The organism is Vibrio sp. 947 (assembly GCF_033339115.1).
Lineage (GTDB): Bacteria > Pseudomonadota > Gammaproteobacteria > Enterobacterales > Vibrionaceae > Vibrio > Vibrio alginolyticus.
The window spans coordinates 209,239-229,565 of sequence record NZ_JAWOTX010000002.1; the positions used below are offsets into that span (position 1 = coordinate 209,239).

At 44.8% G+C, this 20,327-nt stretch carries 20 protein-coding genes; 8 read left to right on the forward strand and 12 right to left on the reverse strand.

What is annotated here, in order from left to right; genetic code table 11:
* Positions 1–38: 38 nt before the first annotated feature.
* The 3 genes from R7Q39_RS03505 to R7Q39_RS03515 are packed head-to-tail and all read right to left on the reverse strand — an operon-like array spanning position 39 to position 2,398.
* A complete protein-coding gene (locus tag R7Q39_RS03505) occupies positions 39–677 on the reverse strand; it encodes a YdcF family protein (RefSeq protein WP_005389814.1) in 639 nt (212 codons plus the stop codon).
* Positions 674–1,501 carry an NAD-dependent epimerase/dehydratase family protein gene (locus tag R7Q39_RS03510; RefSeq protein WP_318075782.1) on the reverse strand — a complete coding sequence of 276 codons (828 nt, stop codon included), beginning with the start codon at positions 1,499–1,501 and terminating at the stop codon, positions 674–676. The genes R7Q39_RS03505 and R7Q39_RS03510 overlap by 4 nt, the downstream gene beginning before the upstream one ends.
* 18 nt (positions 1,502–1,519) lie before the next feature.
* The gene (locus R7Q39_RS03515; protein ID WP_005378151.1) at positions 1,520–2,398 is read right to left on the reverse strand and encodes a LysR family transcriptional regulator; all 879 of its coding nucleotides are present in this window, start codon (positions 2,396–2,398) and stop codon (positions 1,520–1,522) included.
* Positions 2,399–2,487: 89 nt separating this feature from the next.
* Between R7Q39_RS03515 and R7Q39_RS03520 the strand changes: the two genes are divergently transcribed.
* Positions 2,488–2,934, forward strand: coding sequence for a PACE efflux transporter (locus tag R7Q39_RS03520; protein ID WP_237305983.1), 447 nt, complete (start codon positions 2,488–2,490; stop codon positions 2,932–2,934).
* Positions 2,935–2,977: 43 nt separating this feature from the next.
* Here the strand turns inward: R7Q39_RS03520 and R7Q39_RS03525 are convergent, their stop codons facing one another.
* Positions 2,978–3,211: a TIGR02647 family protein gene (locus R7Q39_RS03525; RefSeq protein WP_005387662.1), complete on the reverse strand. Its 234-nt coding sequence runs from the start codon at positions 3,209–3,211 to the stop codon at positions 2,978–2,980.
* Between the two features lie 299 nt (positions 3,212–3,510).
* Between R7Q39_RS03525 and focA the strand changes: the two genes are divergently transcribed.
* Complete coding sequence (gene focA, locus R7Q39_RS03530) at positions 3,511–4,371, forward strand: formate transporter FocA (RefSeq protein WP_005378146.1); 861 nt, start codon at positions 3,511–3,513, stop codon at positions 4,369–4,371.
* 85 nt (positions 4,372–4,456) lie between these two features.
* Here focA and R7Q39_RS03535 read toward each other — a convergent pair whose 3' ends face one another.
* Both R7Q39_RS03535 and R7Q39_RS03540 read right to left on the reverse strand, forming a co-directional pair.
* Positions 4,457–4,594: a hypothetical protein gene (locus tag R7Q39_RS03535; RefSeq protein ID WP_005378145.1), complete on the reverse strand. Its 138-nt coding sequence runs from the start codon at positions 4,592–4,594 to the stop codon at positions 4,457–4,459.
* Between the two features lie 354 nt (positions 4,595–4,948).
* Complete coding sequence (locus R7Q39_RS03540; RefSeq protein ID WP_017634681.1) at positions 4,949–5,761, reverse strand: ABC transporter permease; 813 nt, start codon at positions 5,759–5,761, stop codon at positions 4,949–4,951.
* Between the two features lie 462 nt (positions 5,762–6,223).
* On the opposite strand from R7Q39_RS03540, the gene torE reads away from it, so the two are divergent.
* From torE to R7Q39_RS03560, 4 genes are all read left to right on the forward strand, one after another.
* A complete protein-coding gene (gene torE / locus R7Q39_RS03545) occupies positions 6,224–6,403 on the forward strand; it encodes a trimethylamine N-oxide reductase system protein TorE (protein ID WP_005378141.1) in 180 nt (59 codons plus the stop codon).
* Positions 6,404–6,453: 50 nt separating this feature from the next.
* Positions 6,454–7,638, forward strand: a complete 1,185-nt coding sequence (gene torC / locus R7Q39_RS03550) for a pentaheme c-type cytochrome TorC (RefSeq protein ID WP_005378139.1) — start codon at positions 6,454–6,456, stop codon at positions 7,636–7,638.
* 26 nt (positions 7,639–7,664) lie between these two features.
* Complete coding sequence (gene torA, locus R7Q39_RS03555) at positions 7,665–10,127, forward strand: trimethylamine-N-oxide reductase TorA (protein ID WP_005378138.1); 2,463 nt, start codon at positions 7,665–7,667, stop codon at positions 10,125–10,127.
* Positions 10,128–10,325: 198 nt separating this feature from the next.
* The gene (locus R7Q39_RS03560) at positions 10,326–12,065 is read left to right on the forward strand and encodes a glycoside hydrolase family 36 protein (RefSeq protein WP_085569591.1); all 1,740 of its coding nucleotides are present in this window, start codon (positions 10,326–10,328) and stop codon (positions 12,063–12,065) included.
* 77 nt (positions 12,066–12,142) lie between these two features.
* Here R7Q39_RS03560 and R7Q39_RS03565 read toward each other — a convergent pair whose 3' ends face one another.
* On the reverse strand, positions 12,143–13,357 hold the full coding sequence (locus R7Q39_RS03565) for a putative manganese transporter (RefSeq protein ID WP_085569590.1): 1,215 nt from the start codon (positions 13,355–13,357) through the stop codon (positions 12,143–12,145).
* Between the two features lie 186 nt (positions 13,358–13,543).
* On the opposite strand from R7Q39_RS03565, the gene R7Q39_RS03570 reads away from it, so the two are divergent.
* Positions 13,544–14,449: a manganese-dependent inorganic pyrophosphatase gene (locus tag R7Q39_RS03570; protein WP_017634678.1), complete on the forward strand. Its 906-nt coding sequence runs from the start codon at positions 13,544–13,546 to the stop codon at positions 14,447–14,449.
* Positions 14,450–14,517: 68 nt separating this feature from the next.
* Positions 14,518–14,907 (forward strand): DUF2750 domain-containing protein, encoded by a 390-nt coding sequence (locus R7Q39_RS03575; RefSeq protein ID WP_005378129.1) that lies wholly within the window; start codon positions 14,518–14,520, stop codon positions 14,905–14,907.
* Positions 14,908–14,989: 82 nt separating this feature from the next.
* Here R7Q39_RS03575 and R7Q39_RS03580 read toward each other — a convergent pair whose 3' ends face one another.
* Genes R7Q39_RS03580 through sapA form a run of 5 tightly spaced genes read right to left on the reverse strand, consistent with a single transcriptional unit; the run spans position 14,990 to position 20,228 of the window.
* Positions 14,990–15,781: an ATP-binding cassette domain-containing protein gene (locus R7Q39_RS03580; RefSeq protein ID WP_318075783.1), complete on the reverse strand. Its 792-nt coding sequence runs from the start codon at positions 15,779–15,781 to the stop codon at positions 14,990–14,992.
* Positions 15,778–16,773 (reverse strand): oligopeptide/dipeptide ABC transporter ATP-binding protein, encoded by a 996-nt coding sequence (locus tag R7Q39_RS03585; protein ID WP_005378126.1) that lies wholly within the window; start codon positions 16,771–16,773, stop codon positions 15,778–15,780. Before R7Q39_RS03585 ends, R7Q39_RS03580 begins: the two co-directional genes overlap by 4 nt.
* Positions 16,773–17,660 (reverse strand): ABC transporter permease subunit, encoded by an 888-nt coding sequence (locus R7Q39_RS03590; protein WP_005378123.1) that lies wholly within the window; start codon positions 17,658–17,660, stop codon positions 16,773–16,775. The genes R7Q39_RS03585 and R7Q39_RS03590 overlap by 1 nt, the downstream gene beginning before the upstream one ends.
* On the reverse strand, positions 17,647–18,609 hold the full coding sequence (locus R7Q39_RS03595) for an ABC transporter permease (protein WP_005378122.1): 963 nt from the start codon (positions 18,607–18,609) through the stop codon (positions 17,647–17,649). The genes R7Q39_RS03590 and R7Q39_RS03595 overlap by 14 nt, the downstream gene beginning before the upstream one ends.
* Positions 18,609–20,228, reverse strand: coding sequence for an ABC transporter substrate-binding protein SapA (gene sapA / locus R7Q39_RS03600; RefSeq protein WP_017820870.1), 1,620 nt, complete (start codon positions 20,226–20,228; stop codon positions 18,609–18,611). Before sapA ends, R7Q39_RS03595 begins: the two co-directional genes overlap by 1 nt.
* Positions 20,229–20,327: the final 99 nt, after the last annotated feature.

Below are 20,327 nucleotides of genomic sequence, written 5' to 3' on the forward strand. Positions count from 1 at the left end.
ACCGAACTTGGTGGCTTTTTGTTGTCGGTTAGAAAAAGTTAGACTAAGTCAAAACCAAACCGCTCGAGTAAAACCTGGTAAGAAGATTCGACTTGCTGAGGGATGTTCTGCTCGGTTTGAAATCCTTTCTCTGGATAGCTTTTTACGCGAGAGAAATCTTCCATTAGTGCTTCTAGCACCATCATTAATGGCATGTCTTCATTAATGTATTCAAAAAATGGAAGAGCCGCAGAGCTTACTTGGAGCTGAGTGTAGGGTGACTGCCACTGTTTTTCAAATGTCGCGATTGCTCTACGCTCCATAAACGGTTTTTGTACCAGAATAAACGAGGAACATTGTTTTCCTTCCTCTTTTAATCGTTGCTCAGTAAAGCGGACGTTTTCTCCGCTGTTTGTGGATTTAGTCTCGAGCAAAATTGCTTCGCTTGGAACGCCCGACAACTTTGCAATCTCGGCAAAGGTTTCTGCCTCGCTTTTTTCAAACAGTCCATCTGTGAAGCGACCTTCACCCCCTGAAAATACAATCAAAGGTGCCAACTTTTGGTGGTAGAGCTTGGCAGCGTGCTCCGCTACACGCACATCATTACTGCACATCACAAACAAACAGTCCGCAGGCTTCAGTTCATGTTTGAGTTGCATGTAATCCCAAAGCGTTTCTATATGTCTATAGAGTCTCATAGCGCATCCAAAGTTGAATTGAAGTGAAATCGATAACCAAGTGAGAGTAGTTTGTCAGCAAGAATACGCTTGTCAGCTTGCTCTGTGACGGGGGGAAGAGGTATCTCACTTCCGATTTTGTTTATGGCAGCTTGGTAGAACTCAGCCTTGCTGACAGTATGAGGTGTCGTAACGTTAATGACTTGGTTGCTTAAATTGCCTAAGGCAAATTTCGCAGCCGAGACAGCATCATCTTGATGAAGCATATTAGCTGGTGCTTTACGACTAACTTGTTGAAGCCTTGCTGCAAAGCGAGATGGGTGTCTATCTGGCCCGATTAATCCGCTACAACGTAGAATAACAAAGCTAATATTCGAGTCGATAACATGCTGCTCTGCTTGAAGCATAATACGTGCATTGTCAGAGAAATAAGGGCTTTCGGTTGCTAAAGAGAGTGACGCGTCAGCTTCTTCCATATCGGAAGCAAGGTTAGGGTAAACCGTTGTAGAGCTGATCATGAGAAGTTTTTCAACGTTGTTTTGCTTAGCTGCGTTGGCAAGTATTTGCCATTGCTGTGCATATTCTTGACCGCGTCCTTTACGAAATCCTGGAGGAAAAGCACCGATAACGTGCGTAATTTGATGCTGTTTGAGCAGCTCATCTAGCCGTGCTGTGGCGTTCAATTGATTGAAATCGAACAATGCGGAGTGAGTTAATGAGGTGGGTAACTCTTTTAATCGAGTTTGGCTACGACGAGTGACGACAACATAGTGTCCATCTTTCATCAATGTTTCTGCTAGCGGAGTTCCGAGCCAGCCTGCACCTACGATCAATGTATTTGCCATTTGGGTCTTCCTACTTACTTATGTCTGCCCGAATAGGTTGAGCAGTTCTGCTTTAGCTTGTTGATGGAGGGGATCTGAATGCCATTTCTGGTGCTGAATAAGGTCAACATTGACTTGCCAAGCCAGTTTTGTGAAATCATCCCCAACTTTTTTTAATGTATTAGGTGAATACGCGACTAAATGCTGTGGTAGAAAGCACCAACCAAACCCTTTATTCGCCAATTCCAACAAAATATAGTAGTTATCAGCGTACCAGATATCTGGGCTAAATGCTTGATTGAGGCCACATGGCTCTGCACTTTTGGATCGTATGACCAATTGACGATGTTGTTTTAGTTGATCAATGTGAGTGATTTGCTGCTTTGCTAAAGGATGTGTTGAAGAGACATAGACATCAAATGCAATATTGCCAAGATTGGTGAAATCGATGTGTCTTGGCATTTGTAAATCACTCAAAATAATCCCAGTCGTGGCGCGTTCCGACTTAACCAATTCAATGATATCAGGGCTTGATGCCGTTAAGCATTCAACTTGTAAGTGTGGAAAGCGTTGCTCTAACTTCTTTAGCACATCCGGCAAGCGAGTCAGAGGAATCCCTTCATCAATAGCTAAGACTAATTTGTTCGTTGGCGTGGAAAAGAGCTGTGATGCCCTATTGTTTAGGCGGTCGAGTTGGCTGATTGTTGCTTGTGCATAAGGTACGAGCGCGAGGCCATTCTCTGTTAATTTAGGGTACCTGCCTGATCGATCGAAAAGCTCAACACCACAGTCGATCTCCATATTCATGATGTGCTGGCTCACTACAGATTGAGCTCGCCCCAGTTTTCTAGCTGCTCCTGAAAATGATCCTGCTTCTGATGTAGCAATGAAAGCTTGCAGTTGTTCGATGGTAAACATATCGCTTAAACCGATGGTATCTAACTTTTGGTTATCTAAATAATAGATAAAGTTCTAAGCATTGAGTAGAACTATTTGGATAGAGAAATATGACTCGTAACGAACGAATTTTTCATGCAGTACTTTTTGAGTTAATCGCACTCGCGATTATTGTACCAGCGGCTTCATTGATCACTGGAAAGGGCTCTAGTGATCTCGCGTTAGTTGGGGTCGGGTTGAGTATGTATACCGTGATATGGAACTACATCTACAACTTGTACTTTGATAAGTGGTTTGGTGGCAATCGAGCTGAGCGAAGTTTAGCGATGCGGCTTGGACACACTATTGGTTTCGAGGGGGGATTGATCTTTATCTCTCTACCTGTGATTGCCTGGTTCTTAGAAATTACGCTTCTTCAAGCTCTAATGCTGGAAGCCGGCTTCCTCGTTTTCTTCCTATTTTATGCCACTGGTTTTAACTGGTTGTATGACAAGGTTCAACCATTTAGCAAAATGAAAAAGCGATTATTGCCACAGGCATCGACAGGAAAAATATAGGACTAAAAAACGCCACCGAGTTCGGTGGCGTTTTTTGTTCAAATTACACAGACAAAACTCTTAAAATCTTATCTGCATGTTCTGCAACTTCAATGCCTTCGTCTGTTAGATAACCACCGTCAGGCTGTGTACAAAGTTGCTTCTTATATAGACGAGCAACGGCTGCCTGCATTTCTTCTGACGCGTCTGTATGAACTTTAATACCAGTTGCAGCACTACTTAGGTCGAACTGAAGAAGTAGATTCAATTCGGCGATATGTTCAGCTGAATATTTCATAAATGATTCCTTTGCGCTTTTTTTACCAAGCTAGTCTGAAAAGTAGCGTTGGGCAACATTCAACGACAAGAAGTGTTAAGTATGGCGCTATCAGGCTGATATAACGCAGGATCTTTGTTCGAAAGGCCGAATACTTGTTAAGTATCAATGATACTTACGGTAGCGAATGATAGGCGCTATTTATTGCTTGATCTCCCAATAACAACGATTTTGGTAAACACGCCAAATAGCACTTGAAAAAATAGGGAAATAGAGCGATTATCCGCGCCTCTTTAAATGTTTCTAAATGTTACACCAGAATGAACTTTAATCAGTTTGACTCACTATTACCGCCACAAGCTGCGGAACGCGCGGCTGAAGTGGGGGTAGGCAAAGCAACGAAAGCTCCAATCAAATCTTTTCTGCTCGCCATTTCTGCGGGGCTTCATATTGGTATTGCTTTCATCTTCTATACCACAGTAACGACAGGCGCAGGCGAGCTGCCTTGGGGCATTACACGACTCATTGGTGGTCTGGCATTTAGCCTTGGTTTGATTTTGGTGGTGGTTACTGGCGGCGAGCTTTTCACTAGCTCTGTGCTGACACTAGTTGCGCGTGCGAGTGGAAAAATCTCTTGGCAAGCACTTATCAAAAACTGGTTGGTGGTTTACTTTGGCAATATGGTTGGGGCCATTTTGCTTGTGGCCTGTATGCTAGTTACCAAGCAATATATGTTTGATCATGGCCAAGTTGGTCTTAACGCGATGGCGATCTCTCAACACAAATTGCACCATGGTTTCTTTGCTGCTGTTGCGCTTGGCATCATGTGTAACGTGCTGGTGTGTATTGCTGTTTGGATGACGTTTAGTGGACGTACATTAACTGACAAAATAGCGGTCATGATTTTGCCTGTGGCTATGTTCGTGTCGGCAGGTTTTGAGCACTGTATTGCGAACATGTTCCAAGTACCTATGGCGATTGGTATTAAGTACTTTGCGCCAGAAGCGTTTTGGCAAATGACAGGGGCAGATATTGCAAACTACGCGGACTTAAACATGATGGGGTTCATCGTAAACAACCTAATTCCTGTTACGATAGGAAACATTATTGGTGGTGGCGTATTTGTTGGCATGTGGTATTGGATGATTTATCTACGCGATGAAGATAACCATTTGCGATAAGTTTAGAAGATCACAAGAAAGGCGAACCAGATGGTTCGCCTTTCTTTTTACTTGTCTCTGCAAGTGTCAAATAAGTCGAGTCATGCTAAATCAACTCTTCGTTGATGCCAAAATCGGTTGGGAGCCAATGAGAAGTTACTTCCTTTGGTTCTTGAACGAGCCAATCCAGAGGTGCATCGGAAAGGAGTTCATCGTAATTTTCTTTGATCATTAAGACATCCATGTACGTCTCTCCAAGTTTGTGGTCACTGCCTTTACTTTAAAATTAGAACATGTCAGTCACGTGATCAATGCATGACGATTCGATTGATCACTTATGTTGCTATGTTTCTGGTTGCGTATGGGTTTTGGGGGCTTATCCACATTTTCTGTGGATAACCTGTATCAAAGGTCGTGCGTATCTAAACTTGCAAAGAAAATTTCATAAAATTAGAGGCTTATATCAAAAAGAATTCTGCCTGACTTTTCATCTGAAAGCGTCTTGATGAGTGCTCGAAGAATAGTTGAGTTATTCAGTTATAAGTACGTTCGACTTGGCAACATAAGTTGTTTAACGAGCTTTACCCACAAGCGCCAACTAACCATGAGTTTTGGTCGATTCGGGCTGCTCGATTTTTATCTTGATTCGGCCTTCTTTGGTTTGTACCCAGCGCAATGTCATTTCTAACGTTATGGTTACGGAGGCACTCAACATGACGAAAATAGCCAGCATAATTACTAACTGATATTTAATCGCAACCATCGGGCTCGCGCCACCTAGAATTTGACCGGTCATCATACCAGGTAAGGTAACCAGCCCTGTAGTGGCCATAGAAGCTAAAGTCGGGGCGAGGGACTTTCTAAGAGCCTCCTGAATGAAGGGGAAGGATGCGTAGCGAGGAGAGGCTCCAAGTGAGATTGCAGCCTCATATTCTGCTTGTCTCTGCTCAAAAGCCGTAAACAAATTCTGAAGAGCGATGATATTACTACTCAAGCTGTTACCCAATAACATACCAGCAAGTGGGATCATGTACTGCGCATTGTAAATAGGGGATGGTTGCACTAAGCCTGCTGTAATTGCTATCAGAAGTGGTATTAGACCACAGGTAAGGCCCGTTAGTAGCGGAAGCATAAGTGGCTTTTTAGGTAAGTGAGCTTTTCCCGCAATTGAGCTGGCACCAATCAGTAGCATGATGGCAAGCCAAAGTATATTGACAAGTAAGCTGTTTAATTGAAAAAGATATTCTAAATACACGCCAATCAATATGAGCTGAAGTGTCATTCGGATAACACTGATTATGGTGTCTTTTGCTATCCCTAATTTGTAGCGGGCATTGATAAAGAAGGGGACCAATAAAATCAAACCAAACAGTGCCAGTTTGACCCAGCTTATATCCACCACGTTATCCATAATCGCTCCTTGAAAATACGCGAATAATTGTATCTAAGCCTCTCCTTTATATGAACCACTATGTGCACTTTTTGCTGTTCTTAAAGTAAACCTTGAGTGCTATTTTAGACATTAATACGCAGCATTCTGTTTACAAGTGGTTATCTTTTTCCGAGTTTTTAAGTCGATTTATGGCATGGTAATTACGATTTAAATGTGATCGATGTTTCTTAAATGTTGGTTGTTTAACAACTCCTTAAAAGACTTATTTTGTCACATCTGTTCATGTTTTTTAATAAATAATATCAATCCATCATATCTCTGGATGAGCTCAAAAAAGTGTTGAATTACAAGGTCTGAGGTCGCTTATTTGATTGAACCCTACTATTAGTATGGTCTAACATTTTCCATTAGAGATTGTAAAAAACTTAAGCTTGGTTACGCGGGCTTTTCAATAACACTAGATACAAAATAGGCAAATGTATGAGTGATGTTAATAAAATTGAGAGTGGTGAAAAACGCTCCCTGGAGTGGAAGTCGTTCCTCTTCATTGCAGTTGTTCTCTTCCCAATTCTGAGTGTGGCCTTTGTCGGCGGCTACGGGTTCATCGTTTGGATGTTGCAAGTCTTCTTCTTTGGGCCTCCAGGCGCGCACGGCATGTAAGCCAGTGAGCTCATAACCACACTTTTGAAAAGATTTTAAGAGAGCAAATAATGAAATCATTAATCATTAAACTGTGGCGTACCATGACGCGCCCAGCTGTACATATCAGCCTAGGTGTGCTGACTATGGGCGGCTTTATTGCTGGTGTTATCTTTTGGGGTGGCTTTAACACCGCTTTAGAAGCAACCAACACAGAAGAATTCTGTATTAGTTGTCACACAATGCGTGACAACGTGTACGTTGAGCTACAAGAAACGGTGCACTGGAAAAACCACTCTGGTGTTCGTGCTACCTGCCCTGATTGTCACGTTCCACATAACTGGACAGATAAGATCGCTCGTAAGATGCAAGCTTCTAAAGAAGTATTTGCACAAGTATTTGGCAACTACGACGAACCGGGGGTGTTCGAAGAGCGTCGTATCGAACTTGCTAAACACGAATGGGATCGTTTCTCGGCAAACAAATCTCTGGAGTGTAAAAACTGTCACAACTACGAATCGATGGATTTCGAGCAAATGTCTCCAACCGCTCGTATCCAAATGAAGCAAGCCGCTGAGAAAGATCAAAGCTGTGTTGACTGTCACAAGGGTATTGCGCACAACCTACCAGCAGGCATGGACAGCATTGGCGGTATCGTGGGTGATCTAGAGGGTATGACTTCTAACACGGATTACGGCGTTGGTCAGCAACTCGTGAGCGTTCGTCACCTACCAATTTACTTTGATGCGCAAGGCAGTAAAGAAGCTGGTCTTCTTAATCCTGCATCGACCGTTAAAGTTCTTGAAGACAAAGGCGAGTTTGTTGAGATCGAAATTGACGGTTGGCGCAAAGCAAAAGGTTTTGGTCGTGTAATTCAAGAAGACTTCGGTAAGAACATTGCGACTGCGTCTCTGATGAAAGAAGCAGCAACAGACAGCAACATTGTGACGACTGGTGAGAAAAAAGTGGATGAGCTAACAGGCCTTCCTTGGGAAAAAGTAGCGGCGAAAGTATGGATTAAGAAAGAGTCTATGCTGAACGACATCAATCCTGTTTGGGAAAAATCTCGTGAAGCCTACAAGACCAATTGTTCTGTATGTCACACTCAACCTGCGGAAGCGCACTTCGACGCGAACACCTGGCCAGGTATGTTCGACGGTATGTTGGCGTTCGTTAACCTAGATACAGACAGTGAAGCACTGATCTTGAAGTATCTACAGAAACACTCTTCAGATTATGCTGAAGGTCACCACTAATAAGCGTCGGATTGGAGTAATTTTAAATGGCTATTACACGAAGAAGTTTTCTTAAAGGTGTAGCAACCACAAGTGCAGCGTCAGTAATTGGTCCTAGCTTATTGGCGTCCGCCTCTGCAAATGCCGTTGAGACGACAGGTACTTGGAAAGTAACCGGTTCTCACTGGGGCGCGTTCCGCGCCCACATATACGCGGGTAAAGTTCAAGAGATCAAGCCGCTAGAGCTAGACAAAAACCCAACAGAAATGTTGAACGGCATTAAGGGTATTATCTACAGCCCTTCACGTGTTCGTTACCCAATGGTTCGTCTAGATTGGTTGAAGAAACACAAATACAGCGCAGATACTCGCGGTAACAACCGTTTCATCCGAGTAACTTGGGATGAAGCGCTAGACTTGTTCTACCGTGAGCTAGAACGTATTCAAAAAGACTACGGCCCATGGGCGCTGCATGCAGGTCAAACAGGTTGGAACCAAACGGGTTCATTTAACAACTGTACAGCGCACATGCAACGTGCAGTAGGTATGCACGGCAACTTCATCACTAAAGTAGGTGACTACTCGACGGGTGCAGGTCAAACCATTATGCCGTACGTGCTAGGTTCAACCGAAGTGTACGCACAAGGTACGTCTTGGTCTGAGATCCTAGAAAACTCTGACAACATCGTTCTTTGGGCTAACGACCCAGTGAAAAACCTTCAAGTAGGTTGGAACTGTGAAACGCATGAGTCGTTTAAGTACCTTGCACAACTAAAAGAAAAAGTGGCAAAAGGTGAGATCAACGTTCTATCTGTAGACCCAGTGAAGAACAAAACTCAGCGCTACTTAGAGAACGATCACTTGTACATCAACCCGCTGACAGACGTAGCGTTCATGCTCGCTGTGGCACACGTGTTGTACAACGAAAACCTGTACGATAAGAAGTTCATTGATACTTACTGTCTAGGCTTTGAAGAGTTCATTCAATACGTTCAAGGTAAGACAAAAGACAAAGTAGAGAAGACGCCTGAGTGGGCAGCAGCAATTTGTGGCGTGAAAGCGGACAAGATCCGTGAATTCGCACGCATGCTAGTCAGCGGTCGTACACAGATCCTGATGGGTTGGTGTATCCAGCGTCAAGAGCACGGTGAGCAGCCATACTGGGCAGCGGCTGTGGTTGCTGCAATGGTTGGTCAAATCGGTCTACCTGGCGGTGGTATCTCTTACGGTCACCACTACTCAAGTATCGGTGTGCCTTCTACTGGTTTCGCGGGCCCTGGTGGTTTCCCTCGTAACCTTGACCAAGGTATGAAACCTAAGTGGGACAACAACGACTTTAACGGTTACAGTCGTACTATCCCTGTTGCACGTTGGATCGACTGTCTGCTAGAGCCTGGCAAAGAGATCAACTACAACGGCGGTAAAGTGAAACTGCCAGACTTCAAGATGATGGTTATCTCGGGTTGTAACCCATGGCACCACCATCAAGATCGTAACCGCATGAAGAAAGCGTTCCGCAAGCTTCAAACGGTTGTAACGATCGAGTTTGCTTGGACTGCGACATGTCGTTTCTCAGATATCGTTCTACCGGCGTGTACGCAATGGGAACGTAACGACATCGACGTATACGGTTCATACTCGAACAAAGGTCTGATTGCGATGCATCGCCTCGTTGATCCATTGTTCCAATCTAAGCCTGACTTCCAAATCATGAGTGAACTAACTCAGCGTTTTGGTCGCCGCGAAGAATACACTCGTGGTATGAGCGAGATGGAATGGATCGAAAGCCTTTACAACGATTGTAAAAAAGCGAACGAAGGTAAGTTCGAAATGCCAGAATTCAACGAGTTCTGGGAGAAGAGCGTACTAGACTTCGGTGAAGGTAAACCTTGGGTTCGTCATGCGGACTTCCGTAAAGATCCTGAGCTTAACCCACTAGGTACACCGTCTGGCTTCATCGAGATTACATCACGCAAGATCGGCCGTTACGGTTACGAACACTGTCAAGAGCACCCAATGTGGTTCGAAAAATCAGAGCGTTCACACGGTGGTCCTGGTTCAGATAAATATCCATTCTGGTTGCAGTCTTGCCACCCTGATAAGCGTCTTCACTCTCAAATGTGTGAGTCTGAAGAGTTCCGCGCGACTTACGCGGTACAAGGTCGTGAGCCGGTTTACATCAACCCAGCGGATGCCAAAGCAAAAGGCATCAAAGATGGTGATTTGGTACGTGTATTCAACGGTCGTGGTCAGCTGTTAGCTGGTGCTGTTTTGACTGACAGCTACCCACGTGGCGTTATTCGTATCGAAGAAGGTGCATGGTACGGTCCTCTAAACGAGAAAGAGGGCGCAATCTGTACCTACGGTGATCCTAACACGCTAACGCAAGACATCGGTTCTTCTGAGCTTGCACAGGCGACTTCTGCGAACACATGTATCGTAGACTTCGAGAAGTTCACAGGTAAAGTGCCGCCAGTCACTTCATTTGGTGGTCCGATCGAAGTTGCTTAATTAGTGCAGTTTGCATAAATCCAAATACCAGCCTCAGGGCTGGTATTTTTTTATCAAAATTTCAGTGAGCGTTGTCTCAATAGTAACTTCATAACGTTAAACGAGACTGGTATTCGTGATGATGGTAACGAATTGGGTGAGACAAGCAGGAGATAATGCGCCAAGCTAAACAATAATAATTAAGTGAGTAGACTCTTTATGGCTCAGAGCATTCAATTAGCAAATCACACTGAGATCACTGTGAATAACAATGACTTCCAAGTTGAAGTCGAGGGTAATCAATTACATTTTTCTTTTGCTGGTCTTCACAATAAAACCTTTACCGACCGTGAAGTGTTATTCGAAATGCCGTTTTTGTACGAGCACGAGGCCGACGTAATTGGGGATGGTTTTCAAATGTTGGCGCAAACGGCGGGAACGATCAATCACCCCGTTGATATTGGTCGCTGCCCAGACAATAATCCTTCTTATCGAATCTACCCTAAAGATGCACCTAAGCGTTATTACAACTATTTAGTGGTGGAAGGTTCAGCGGGCTACACATTATTTGGCTTCACATCATGTCATCGCTTTGCAGGCTATTTTGATGTTGTGCTGCGTGATGGGCATTGGGTTTTATCAGCCGCAATTGATGGTGAGTTGACTCAAGTGGCGGATTGGGAAAGTAATCAACTTGAATCCGTGGCGGTACTCTGTGGTCAATCGCTGTCCGAGCTTTATCAAACCTATGGCGAGATGATTGCAAAGCATCATCCTGTTCGCCAAGGTGTGACACAAGATGCGCCTGTTGGTTGGTGTTCGTGGTACGCGTACTACGCAGACGTGACAGAGCAAAACATCATGCAGAACGTTGATTGCATGCAAGATAAGCTCGAAGACCTGGAGTGGGTACTTCTGGATGATGGCTATCAAGCCTTTATGGGCGATTGGTTAACCCCATCAGATAAGTTTTCTGGTGGCGTAAAAGAGCTCATTCATAGTATCCGTGCAAAAGGCAAAAAGCCGGCGATTTGGATGGCGCCCTTTATTGCTCAGCCTGAGTCGGAGATCTTCAAACAGCATCCAGATTGGTTTGTTCGCCACAAAGATGGAAGCTTACTTAAAGCAGAAGATGTCACATACGGTGGTTGGCGCTGCACACCTTGGTACATACTCGATACCTCAAATCCAGAAGTGCAAGACCATCTGACGAATGTGGTCTCTGTCATGAGACAAGAGTGGGGCGTTGAATTGTTCAAGCTAGACGCGAACTATTGGGGCACCTTAAAAGGTGTGCGTAAACAATCTGGTATTACAGGCGTTGAGGCGTATCGTTTAGGAATGGAAGCGATTGCTAAAGGCGTTGGTGATGCGTGGCTTTTAGGTTGCAACGCGCCAATGTGGCCATCTCTGGGGCTTGTGGATGCAATGCGTGTTTCTGACGATGTAGAGCGTCATAGTCGTCGATTCGAACAGATAGCCAAAGAAACCTTTTACCGTAGTTGGCAGCATCGAAAATTGTGGCAAATTGACCCGGATTGCGCCACGTTCACTTCATTAGCTAATCAATCTGCATCCAGAGAAGAGTATGAATTTCATCGCACGGTGTTATTAGCGAGTGGTGGTTTGCTGCTATCTGGTGATCCGCTCCCTGAGATTACGCCGTTTGCTAAGAAGACACTGTCTAAGCTCATGTTACGTCAACAACGTAACCAACAATCTGCAAAGTTTACCGCTTTGAGTTTAAATCACGCGTTTTTAAAACTAACGACGAAGAATGACCTCCATTGTTTGTTTAATTATGCGAGTTACGGAGCGATGGAATTTACGCTGACGTCTGATCAACCGGTGGACTGGTATGATTACTGGACAGGGGAAAAGCTAAACCAAGAACCTTGCCAGTTGTTAATGGTGAGCGTGGATAAAGGGCTCAATGCGAAAGCGATCGTTACAGCATAGCGTGAAGTAAATCGCCCAATACCGAGATCAAGAAAGGAGCCTACTGCGGCTCCTTTCTCGTTTTGATGCTCTGGGCGTTAGAACTCGAATAAAAAGTAATACCCGTATCCAACAATAAACGCAGGAATGGACGAATAAATTGTCGCGACCAAAGCAGCTTTCGGTGCCATAGCAATGGCGGGGAATAGGGCGTCACCATCATTGGAAATCGCATTTGCCAATTGCGCCGAAAGTGGCGCTGCACCAGAGATGTACAGGCTAGTGACTAAAATTTGCGGACCACAACCAGGTAGCATACCAATGGCTAAGCCAGCTAATGGCATCCATATCCCCCAATGAGAAAAGGTTTCTACGAGGTCGATTCCAGAAAAATAGGTCGTCAGTTCAAACGCCAGAAAAGCGACGATCACCCAAGCACTGACGAAGTTTGTGTCTTGAGCCGCTTTTTGAATTGGATGCGAGTCCACAATTTTTTCATCTTCAGAGACCGTTGACTGATAATCGCCGAGCTCTTTTGTCATAGCCCACAACGACATTGTGATCACCGCGAAGATAGCGCCCAGCCATTCAATGGTGTTGGCTTTCAAAGATAGCAACTGATTAATATCTATTTGGAAAGACATTAACACAGCAACGACACTAGCAGGCACAATAAGCCATTTCCAAAAGGCGCCTTGTAGATTGATTGCACGTTGTTCAAGGGGTGTGTGTCGGTCTGTCTGGTGTTGGCAACAAGCATGTGTCTGAGGTGCTTCTTTTGGTTCTGGTCGCAGAAAGTTATCAGCATGAAAAGCATTAACGACTAACCCTGAAAGAGTACCCACGATAATGCCTAATCCAACCACGCCTAATCCAACACTTGGCTTGGCGGCAAGAAGTAAAAAGGCAGCGTCACCCATTGTTGAAGTAAGTACCGCGACAATCGCACCAAATCCCACTCGGCCACTAATAAATTGCGTTGTCACAACAATAGCGCCACCACAGCCAGGCAAAGCACCCAACAAAGAAGCAAAGAAAACCTGATGATTACGCGAGCGATGATATAGCTCGGTAATTCGATTGGTTTTCGACATAAAGTTTGAAAGATAATGATAAATAGCCAATGTGGCAGCAACATAGCATGACACTGCCCAGAATGAGTCGGATAGCGTCTGTACGGCTACGTCACGTGTATTTTCATTGCCTAGCAAAATGAGCATGACGATAGGGATCAGCAATCGCTTATAAGCTAAACGAAACTGAGTAGGCTGAAACAACTGTTGTGCAGAGTGTAAAAATTGGGTCGCGTTCATCGTTTACTCAAATGCAAATAGGAATAATTATCATTATATGTAAATGAGATTTATTCGCAATAGCATTGTGAACTTTTCTTCGTGTCAAACTCTCTGAAATCAGGTAAAGTATCGGCCTTTGTGAGCAAACACGCCCTAATTAACTGTATTAGGCGGCGTATAAAATTGACTTGAATAGGAAGAAACATGATTCTAGTTGTAGGTCATAAGAACCCAGACAGTGACAGTATTTGTAGTGCACTCGTTGCAACTGAACTTCTAAAAGCGCGTGGCGTTGAAGCTATGCCAATTCGCCAAGGCGAAATCAACCGTGAAACTCAGCACATCCTAGAAGTTGCTGGCGCTGAAGTTCCTGAGCTTCGCACATCAGTTGCGGGTGAGACCGTTTGGCTAGTAGATTACTCAGATCTAGCACAAGCACCAGACGATATCGCAGAAGCTGAAATTGCGGGTATTGTTGACCACCACCGTCTCGGTGACGTGATGACAGTAAACCCAATGGAAGCATGGATCTGGCCTGTTGGTTGTACCAACACTGTTCTATTCAACATGTTCAAGATTGAAGGTCACGCGATTACTCCACAAATTGCTAAGCTAATGATGTCAGCAATTCTATCTGACACAGTAGGTTTTGCTTCTCCAACTTGTACACAAAAAGACAAAGATGCCGTTGCTGAACTAGCGGCAATCGCAGACGTACAAGATGTTGACGCGTTCACTAAAGATCTTCTAATTGCTAAAACAAACATCGAAGGTCTATCAGCGGCTGAGCTTGTTGAGAAAGACCTTAAAGGTTACCCATTCAACGGTCGTGACGTAGTGGTTGGTCAGGTTGAACTTGCAACTCTTGAGCAAGTTGACGGTATGATCGAAGCACTAGAAGCAGACCTAGAATCTCGTTGTGAGAAAGATAACCTAGCGTTCGCTGCTGTAATGCTAACAGACATCACGACTGCTCAAACTCGTCTTCTATACAAAGGTGAGTGGGCTGAGAAGCTTGTTAAGCACGAAAAAGACGGCATGCTAATGATGGAAAACACGCTAAGCCGTAAGAAGCAAGGTTGGCCTTGGCTTCAAACTGAGCTAGCTTAATTTTCTAGCATATACTTTAAATGCCCGCCTAGCTGCGGGCATTTTTCTATGGGAAATAGGAGACGAATATGTCTGAGCAACTGACCCAAGAGCAGATGGATACCATTAATCGCTACAACGAAGAGCAACGTTTAAAGTACTGCGTAAAAGAGATTGTGGCGAATCGTAAGGTTTGGATTCTGAAAGACGAACATGGCTGTGTCATGTTAAATACAGAAGATGATGATTGTGTACCAGTATGGCCAAACGAAGAATTTGCTTTGCAATGGGCGAATGGTGATTGGGAAGATTGCGAGCCTGAGGCGATCTCTTTAAACAAGTGGCACAGCCGTTGGACCTCTGGTCTAGAGGATGACGAGCTATCGATTGTTGTATTCCCAAATCAAAATGAAGAAGGGGTCGTATTGTTTCCTGACGAGTTTGATTTTGAACTGCGCAAACAAGCGAGCCGCCGTTAGTTTTTTGATTAGTACCCATGCAATAAAGAAGCCTGCGTTAAAGCAGGCTTCTTTACATTTGCACGATCACATCTTTGATAAGCTATTTTGTTTGATGGCTTGGCGCTTTATAAAAGTGGCTTTCGACTAGTCGTTGAGTAATAGGATGCTCGGGATGAGTCAGTACTTGGTTGGCCTCGCCAAACTCGACCACTTCACCTTCATGCATCACCATCACTTTATCAGTAATATGCTTAACAATGCCAATGTGCTGAGACACGTACACAAATGACAATCCCATCTCTTCTTGCAACTCGAGGAATAAGTTAATGATCTGTGAGCGCATTGCCATATCCAAACCGTTTAACGCCTCATCAGCGACAATGATGGAAGGTTGAAGAATAAGCGCACGAGCTAAACACACACGCTGTTTTTGACCTGCCGCTAGCATTTGTGGGTAAAAATAAGCGTGTTCAGGCAACAATCCGACTCGGAGCAGGGTGTTCTTTACACGCTGCATGCGTGCATCTGGCGGCATGTTGGTGTTTCGCTTTAATGGGCCTTCCAAAATACGGCCAATCTGGATACGCGGGTTGAGCGATGTGTTTGGATCTTGGAAAATCATGCGAATGAGCTTACAGCGTGTCGCGTAATCTTTGTGCTCCAATCGTTCGCCATTTACACGGATCTCTCCGGAGCTTGGTTCAACAACGCCAGCAAGCATACGAGCTAGTGTGGATTTTCCTGACCCGTTTTGACCAATAAAACCAATAGTTTGTCCTGGCTCTAAAGTAAAGCTTACCGGTTTAACTGCCTCATTAACCTGACGTTTGAACAGACGGGAGCGCGTAACAAATTGCTTCGATAAATTATCGACTTCAAGTAACGCACTCATGACTTTTTCTCCGTGTTCAATGGAAAGTGGCAGTTAAATTTATGATTCTTAATTCGTCTGGTGTGTGGAATTTCTACACATTGTTTCTGCGCATATGGGCAACGTGGTCCGAGGCGACAACCGATAGGCAGATGCTGCAATGGCGGAATCGAGCCCGGTAGGGATTGGAGTTTTTGCTTGTGTGGTACCCAATCATTAAAGTCAGGCATCGCTTTAAGCAAGGCATCGGTGTACGGGTGCTTGGGTGCCGCAATGATTTTACTGGTATCGGCAGACTCCACCGACTGACCACAATACATTACCGTAATACGTCCTGCCCACTGTGTTATGGTCGCTAAGTCGTGGCCGATAAGCAGAATGGTTGTGTTATTAAGTTGGTTCATGCGGCTCAACAGACGCAAAATTTGCGATTGGGTAATCGGGTCTAAGTCGTTGGTTGGTTCATCTGCGATCAGCAATTTAGGTTTGGTCGCTATCGCCATGGCAATCATGACCTTTTGACACTCACCATCAGTCAGTTCATAAGGGTAGCTACCCATTAAACGCTTGTGATCTTTAATGCCCACTTTATGCAAAAGCGCGATGGCCTGTTTTTTACGCCATTTAAATCGCTCCCACCATTTCCCTTCAAATGCGCGAGATGGAATGGATTCAATCAATTGACGCCCGACTTCCTCTGAAGGGTCAAGACAAGTTGAAGGCTCTTGGAAAATCATCGCAATATCACGAGCAATGACGCGCCGACGCTCTTTTGGCGTAAGCTGAAGCAAGTCAATATTGCCAAGGCGCATACGGTCAGCGGTGATGCGCCAGTTATCTTTACTCACACCGACAATCGCTTTTGCAACTAAGCTTTTTCCAGAGCCAGACTCACCTACAAGACCACGAATTTCGCCTTCGTTCAAAGTTAGGCTCATTCGGTCAACGGCTTTGACCAACCCTTGAGGTGTTTCGATCTCAATGGTCAAATGTCGAATATCTAACAACGGCATTATTCGATCCCCGCATTAAGCGCTTGACGTACACCTTCACCTACTAAGTTTAGGGTAATAACAGTAAACATGATGGTCAGGCCGGGTAGGGTTACTGTCCAAGGTGCAATATAAATAAGCTCGACAGAGTCACCTAATATTGCTCCCCACTCGGTGCTTGGGGCCTGTGCACCTAGGCCAAGAAAACCCAGTGCCGTAATATCTAAAATCGCAGCAGACAGCGCGAGTGTTATTTCAGCGGCAATGACCGTCAGAATGTTAGGAAGAATTGAACTCCACAGTAAGTAGAAATCATTAGCGCCATCAAGGCGTGCCGCCATTATGTAGTCTTTTTCAACTTCGGTGTGGACTGCGATATAAACAGAGCGAATAAAACGCGGAATCAATGCCAAGCAGATTGCGAGTAAAATATTGAACCCACCAAAGCCGAGAAATGCTACAAAAATGATTGCTAATAAGAGCGACGGGATAGACATGACGGTATCGAGCAAGTGGTTGAGAGTACTCGACAGTAAGCCTTTCGTCATACCTGCCAATACGCCAATTAAACAGCCTACAACGGCAGCAATTGCGGTGATGGCGACAGCAGCGCCAAATGTTAGCTGAGAGCCCATAATCAGGCGCGAAAGAATATCTCTACCTAAGTCATCGGTCCCCAAAAAGTAATCAACCGTTCCTGCAGGGGCCCATGATGGCGGCACAAGCAACTCACCTGACTGTGCTTGGGCGTCAAATGGTGCAAGTAGGGGCGCAAAAATGGTAATAAGGACGATAAACACCAAGCACCACAAGCCAAACATGGCTAGTCCGTTGGCGCGGTAGCTTCGCCAAAAACGCTCAAACTGTGTTGGAATGCGCTCTTCCTGATAAACGTTATTTGTTAGCATACCATTCCTTTCGAACTAAAGGGTTAATCATCGCGCCAATCAAATCCGAGAGTATGTTAGCGGTAAGAACCAAAGTCGCAAGTACCATCACGCCAGCTTGGATAGATGCATAGTCTTGGCTTGCTAGCGCATCTAAAAGCCAACGACCAATACCTGGCCAGTTAAAAATAGACTCCGTGATGATAGCTAAGGTAATCATACTCGAAAGTTGAACACCAACTTTGGGAATGATAGGCGGTATCGCATTCCGCAATACATGTTGAGTTACGATTTCGCGGTTCGAAAGACCTTTGATTCTCGCTGCACGGATGTAGTTTTGGCTCATCACTTCCGCTACCGAGGAGCGCATTAGTCCGACAACCTGGGTGGTTGGAGCCAAAGCGAGCACCAAACATGGCAGTACCATATGCTCAATAACGCTTTGCAGTGCGTGAGCGCGGTATTCGCCTTTCGCCATGAATGCGTCGATAATGGCAAACCCGGTTACATGATCAATTTCGTAAAGTAAATCATACCGTCCCGCAACGGGAAAGAGTTGGTATTCCAATGAAAAGACCATGATAAGTAGCAGAGCTACCCAAAAAATTGGGGCGGAATAACCAGACATCGACATGAATGAAATGCTGGTGTCGAGCCATTTACCTTGCTTCATCCCAGCCACGGTTCCAAGTGGAATACCGATCAAAAGGGACACCAAAAAGGCAAAAAAGCACAGTTCCAAAGTGGCAGGGAATACGACGGCGAGCTCGTCATAAATCGCGTTGCCGTTTTTACTTATGCCAAAATCAAGCTGAGAAAGGTTGATTAAGTAAGTTTGCCAACCAGACCAAAAATCAACGTTTGCCCAGTGCGAGAGAGGGTCAAGGCGAAGCAGAGAAAAACCCACTAATGTAAGGATCATCAAAGTGATGATAAATAGGTTAAAGCGTCGAACGGTATACCAAAACATCAGTGAATTCTCTCAACTCTATCAAACGGTTGGGCATTGAAAGGGCTTGATTTGAAGCCTGTCAGCGATTTGTCGTGCACACGGAACTGCACGCCATGCGCCAGAGGAATAACCGGGAACTCTTGATTCAAAATGTTCTGTGCTTGGCGATATAGGTTCAAACGGTAACGCGGTTCTTGAGTTTCTAACGCCAAATCGAGCAAGAAATCGAAGTCATCGTTACACCACATGGACACGTTAAGGCCAACGCGGTCAGACTCGCAAGATAATAAAGGGCGGAAAAAGTTGTCAGGATCCCCGGTATCACCAATCCAACCAGTTAAAAGTAAATCGATATCGTTGATGTTCTCCAAATCCACACGTTCAAACCTATCATCGGTCAGTAGCGTTAATTTAACCCCAATATCGGCAAAATTCGCTTGGATTAACTCCGCAGTCTTACGAGGGCTTGGGTTAAAAGCACGTGGTTCAAGTGGTACCCACATGGTCAATTCTAGGCCGTCTTCGTAGCCTGCATCTCGAAGTAGTGCCAATGCATAATTCCGGTCATAACGAATTTTTACGCTGTCTTTTTGATAAGCCCATGAATTTGGTGGTAGCAAGGTATAAGCTTGGGAGCCAGTTCCGTAGTAAACCGAATCTAAAATATTTTGACGGTTGATCGCTAAGTTAAGTGCTTGGCGAACTCGAGCATCACTCAGCGCGGTGGTTTCTGTGTTTATCGCAATAAAGGAAACGTTGTTAGCTGGTGTAGCCGTCAGCTCAAGGTTGTCATTTTCTTGAATGACAGGTATTTGGCTCGAAATAGGTGAAGAGAGTACGTCACACTCGTTTCTTAAAAGTTTAGCTAATGTACCCGTGCCTCTGTGAGAGATATCGAACACCACTTGTTCCATTTTTGCTGGTGACTTCCAGTAATTAGAATGACGCTCTAATCGAATCAAATCGTTCACTTGGTACTCTTTTAATTGATAAGGGCCGGTACCGATAGGAAGTTGGTCGATTTCTTCTTTATGATCTTTTGCTGCCAATTGCTGTCCATACTCCGCAGACAAGATAACCGCATGGCTGGTGGCAATATTGGCCAAGAAAGAAAAGTTTGGCTGAGATAACGTAAACCTTACCGTATGCTCATCTATTGCAACCACGTCTTGGAGTAGGTTTTGAAAATCTAACCCTGCAAACCATGGATAAAAACCACCACCTACTTGGTGAAAAGGATGGTCTACATCGATGATTCGCTTGAAGCTAAATACCACATCTTTTGCATTCAATGGGCGAGTGGGTGTGAACCAAGGCGTGGTTTGGAATTTAACACCACGTTTAAGCTTAAACGTGTATTCCGTCCCTGATTCATTTACTGACCAACTCTCGGCGATGCTTGCCACGGGCTGATGTGATTTAGGATCGAGCGTGAGCAGCGTATCGTACAGCTGCGGGCTCAGAGCCTCTGCGGTAATACCGCTATCAATAAGCTGAGGGTTAAACGTGGTCGGCTTACCTTGTCCGCAAAACACAAAGCCAGCTTTGCGAATATCATTGTGGTCAATTTCATCGCCACAAGCGGTCAGTAGGCTAATCCCAATAAGGCTCAGCGATAATCTTATAAAAGCATTCATAATATGAAATGTTCATTGGATCTTGCTCGTTTCGTTTGATCTTACTCTTTCAAAGCTAACAAGCGAAAATGATCTCGCTAATTTATCACCTTTGTGAAC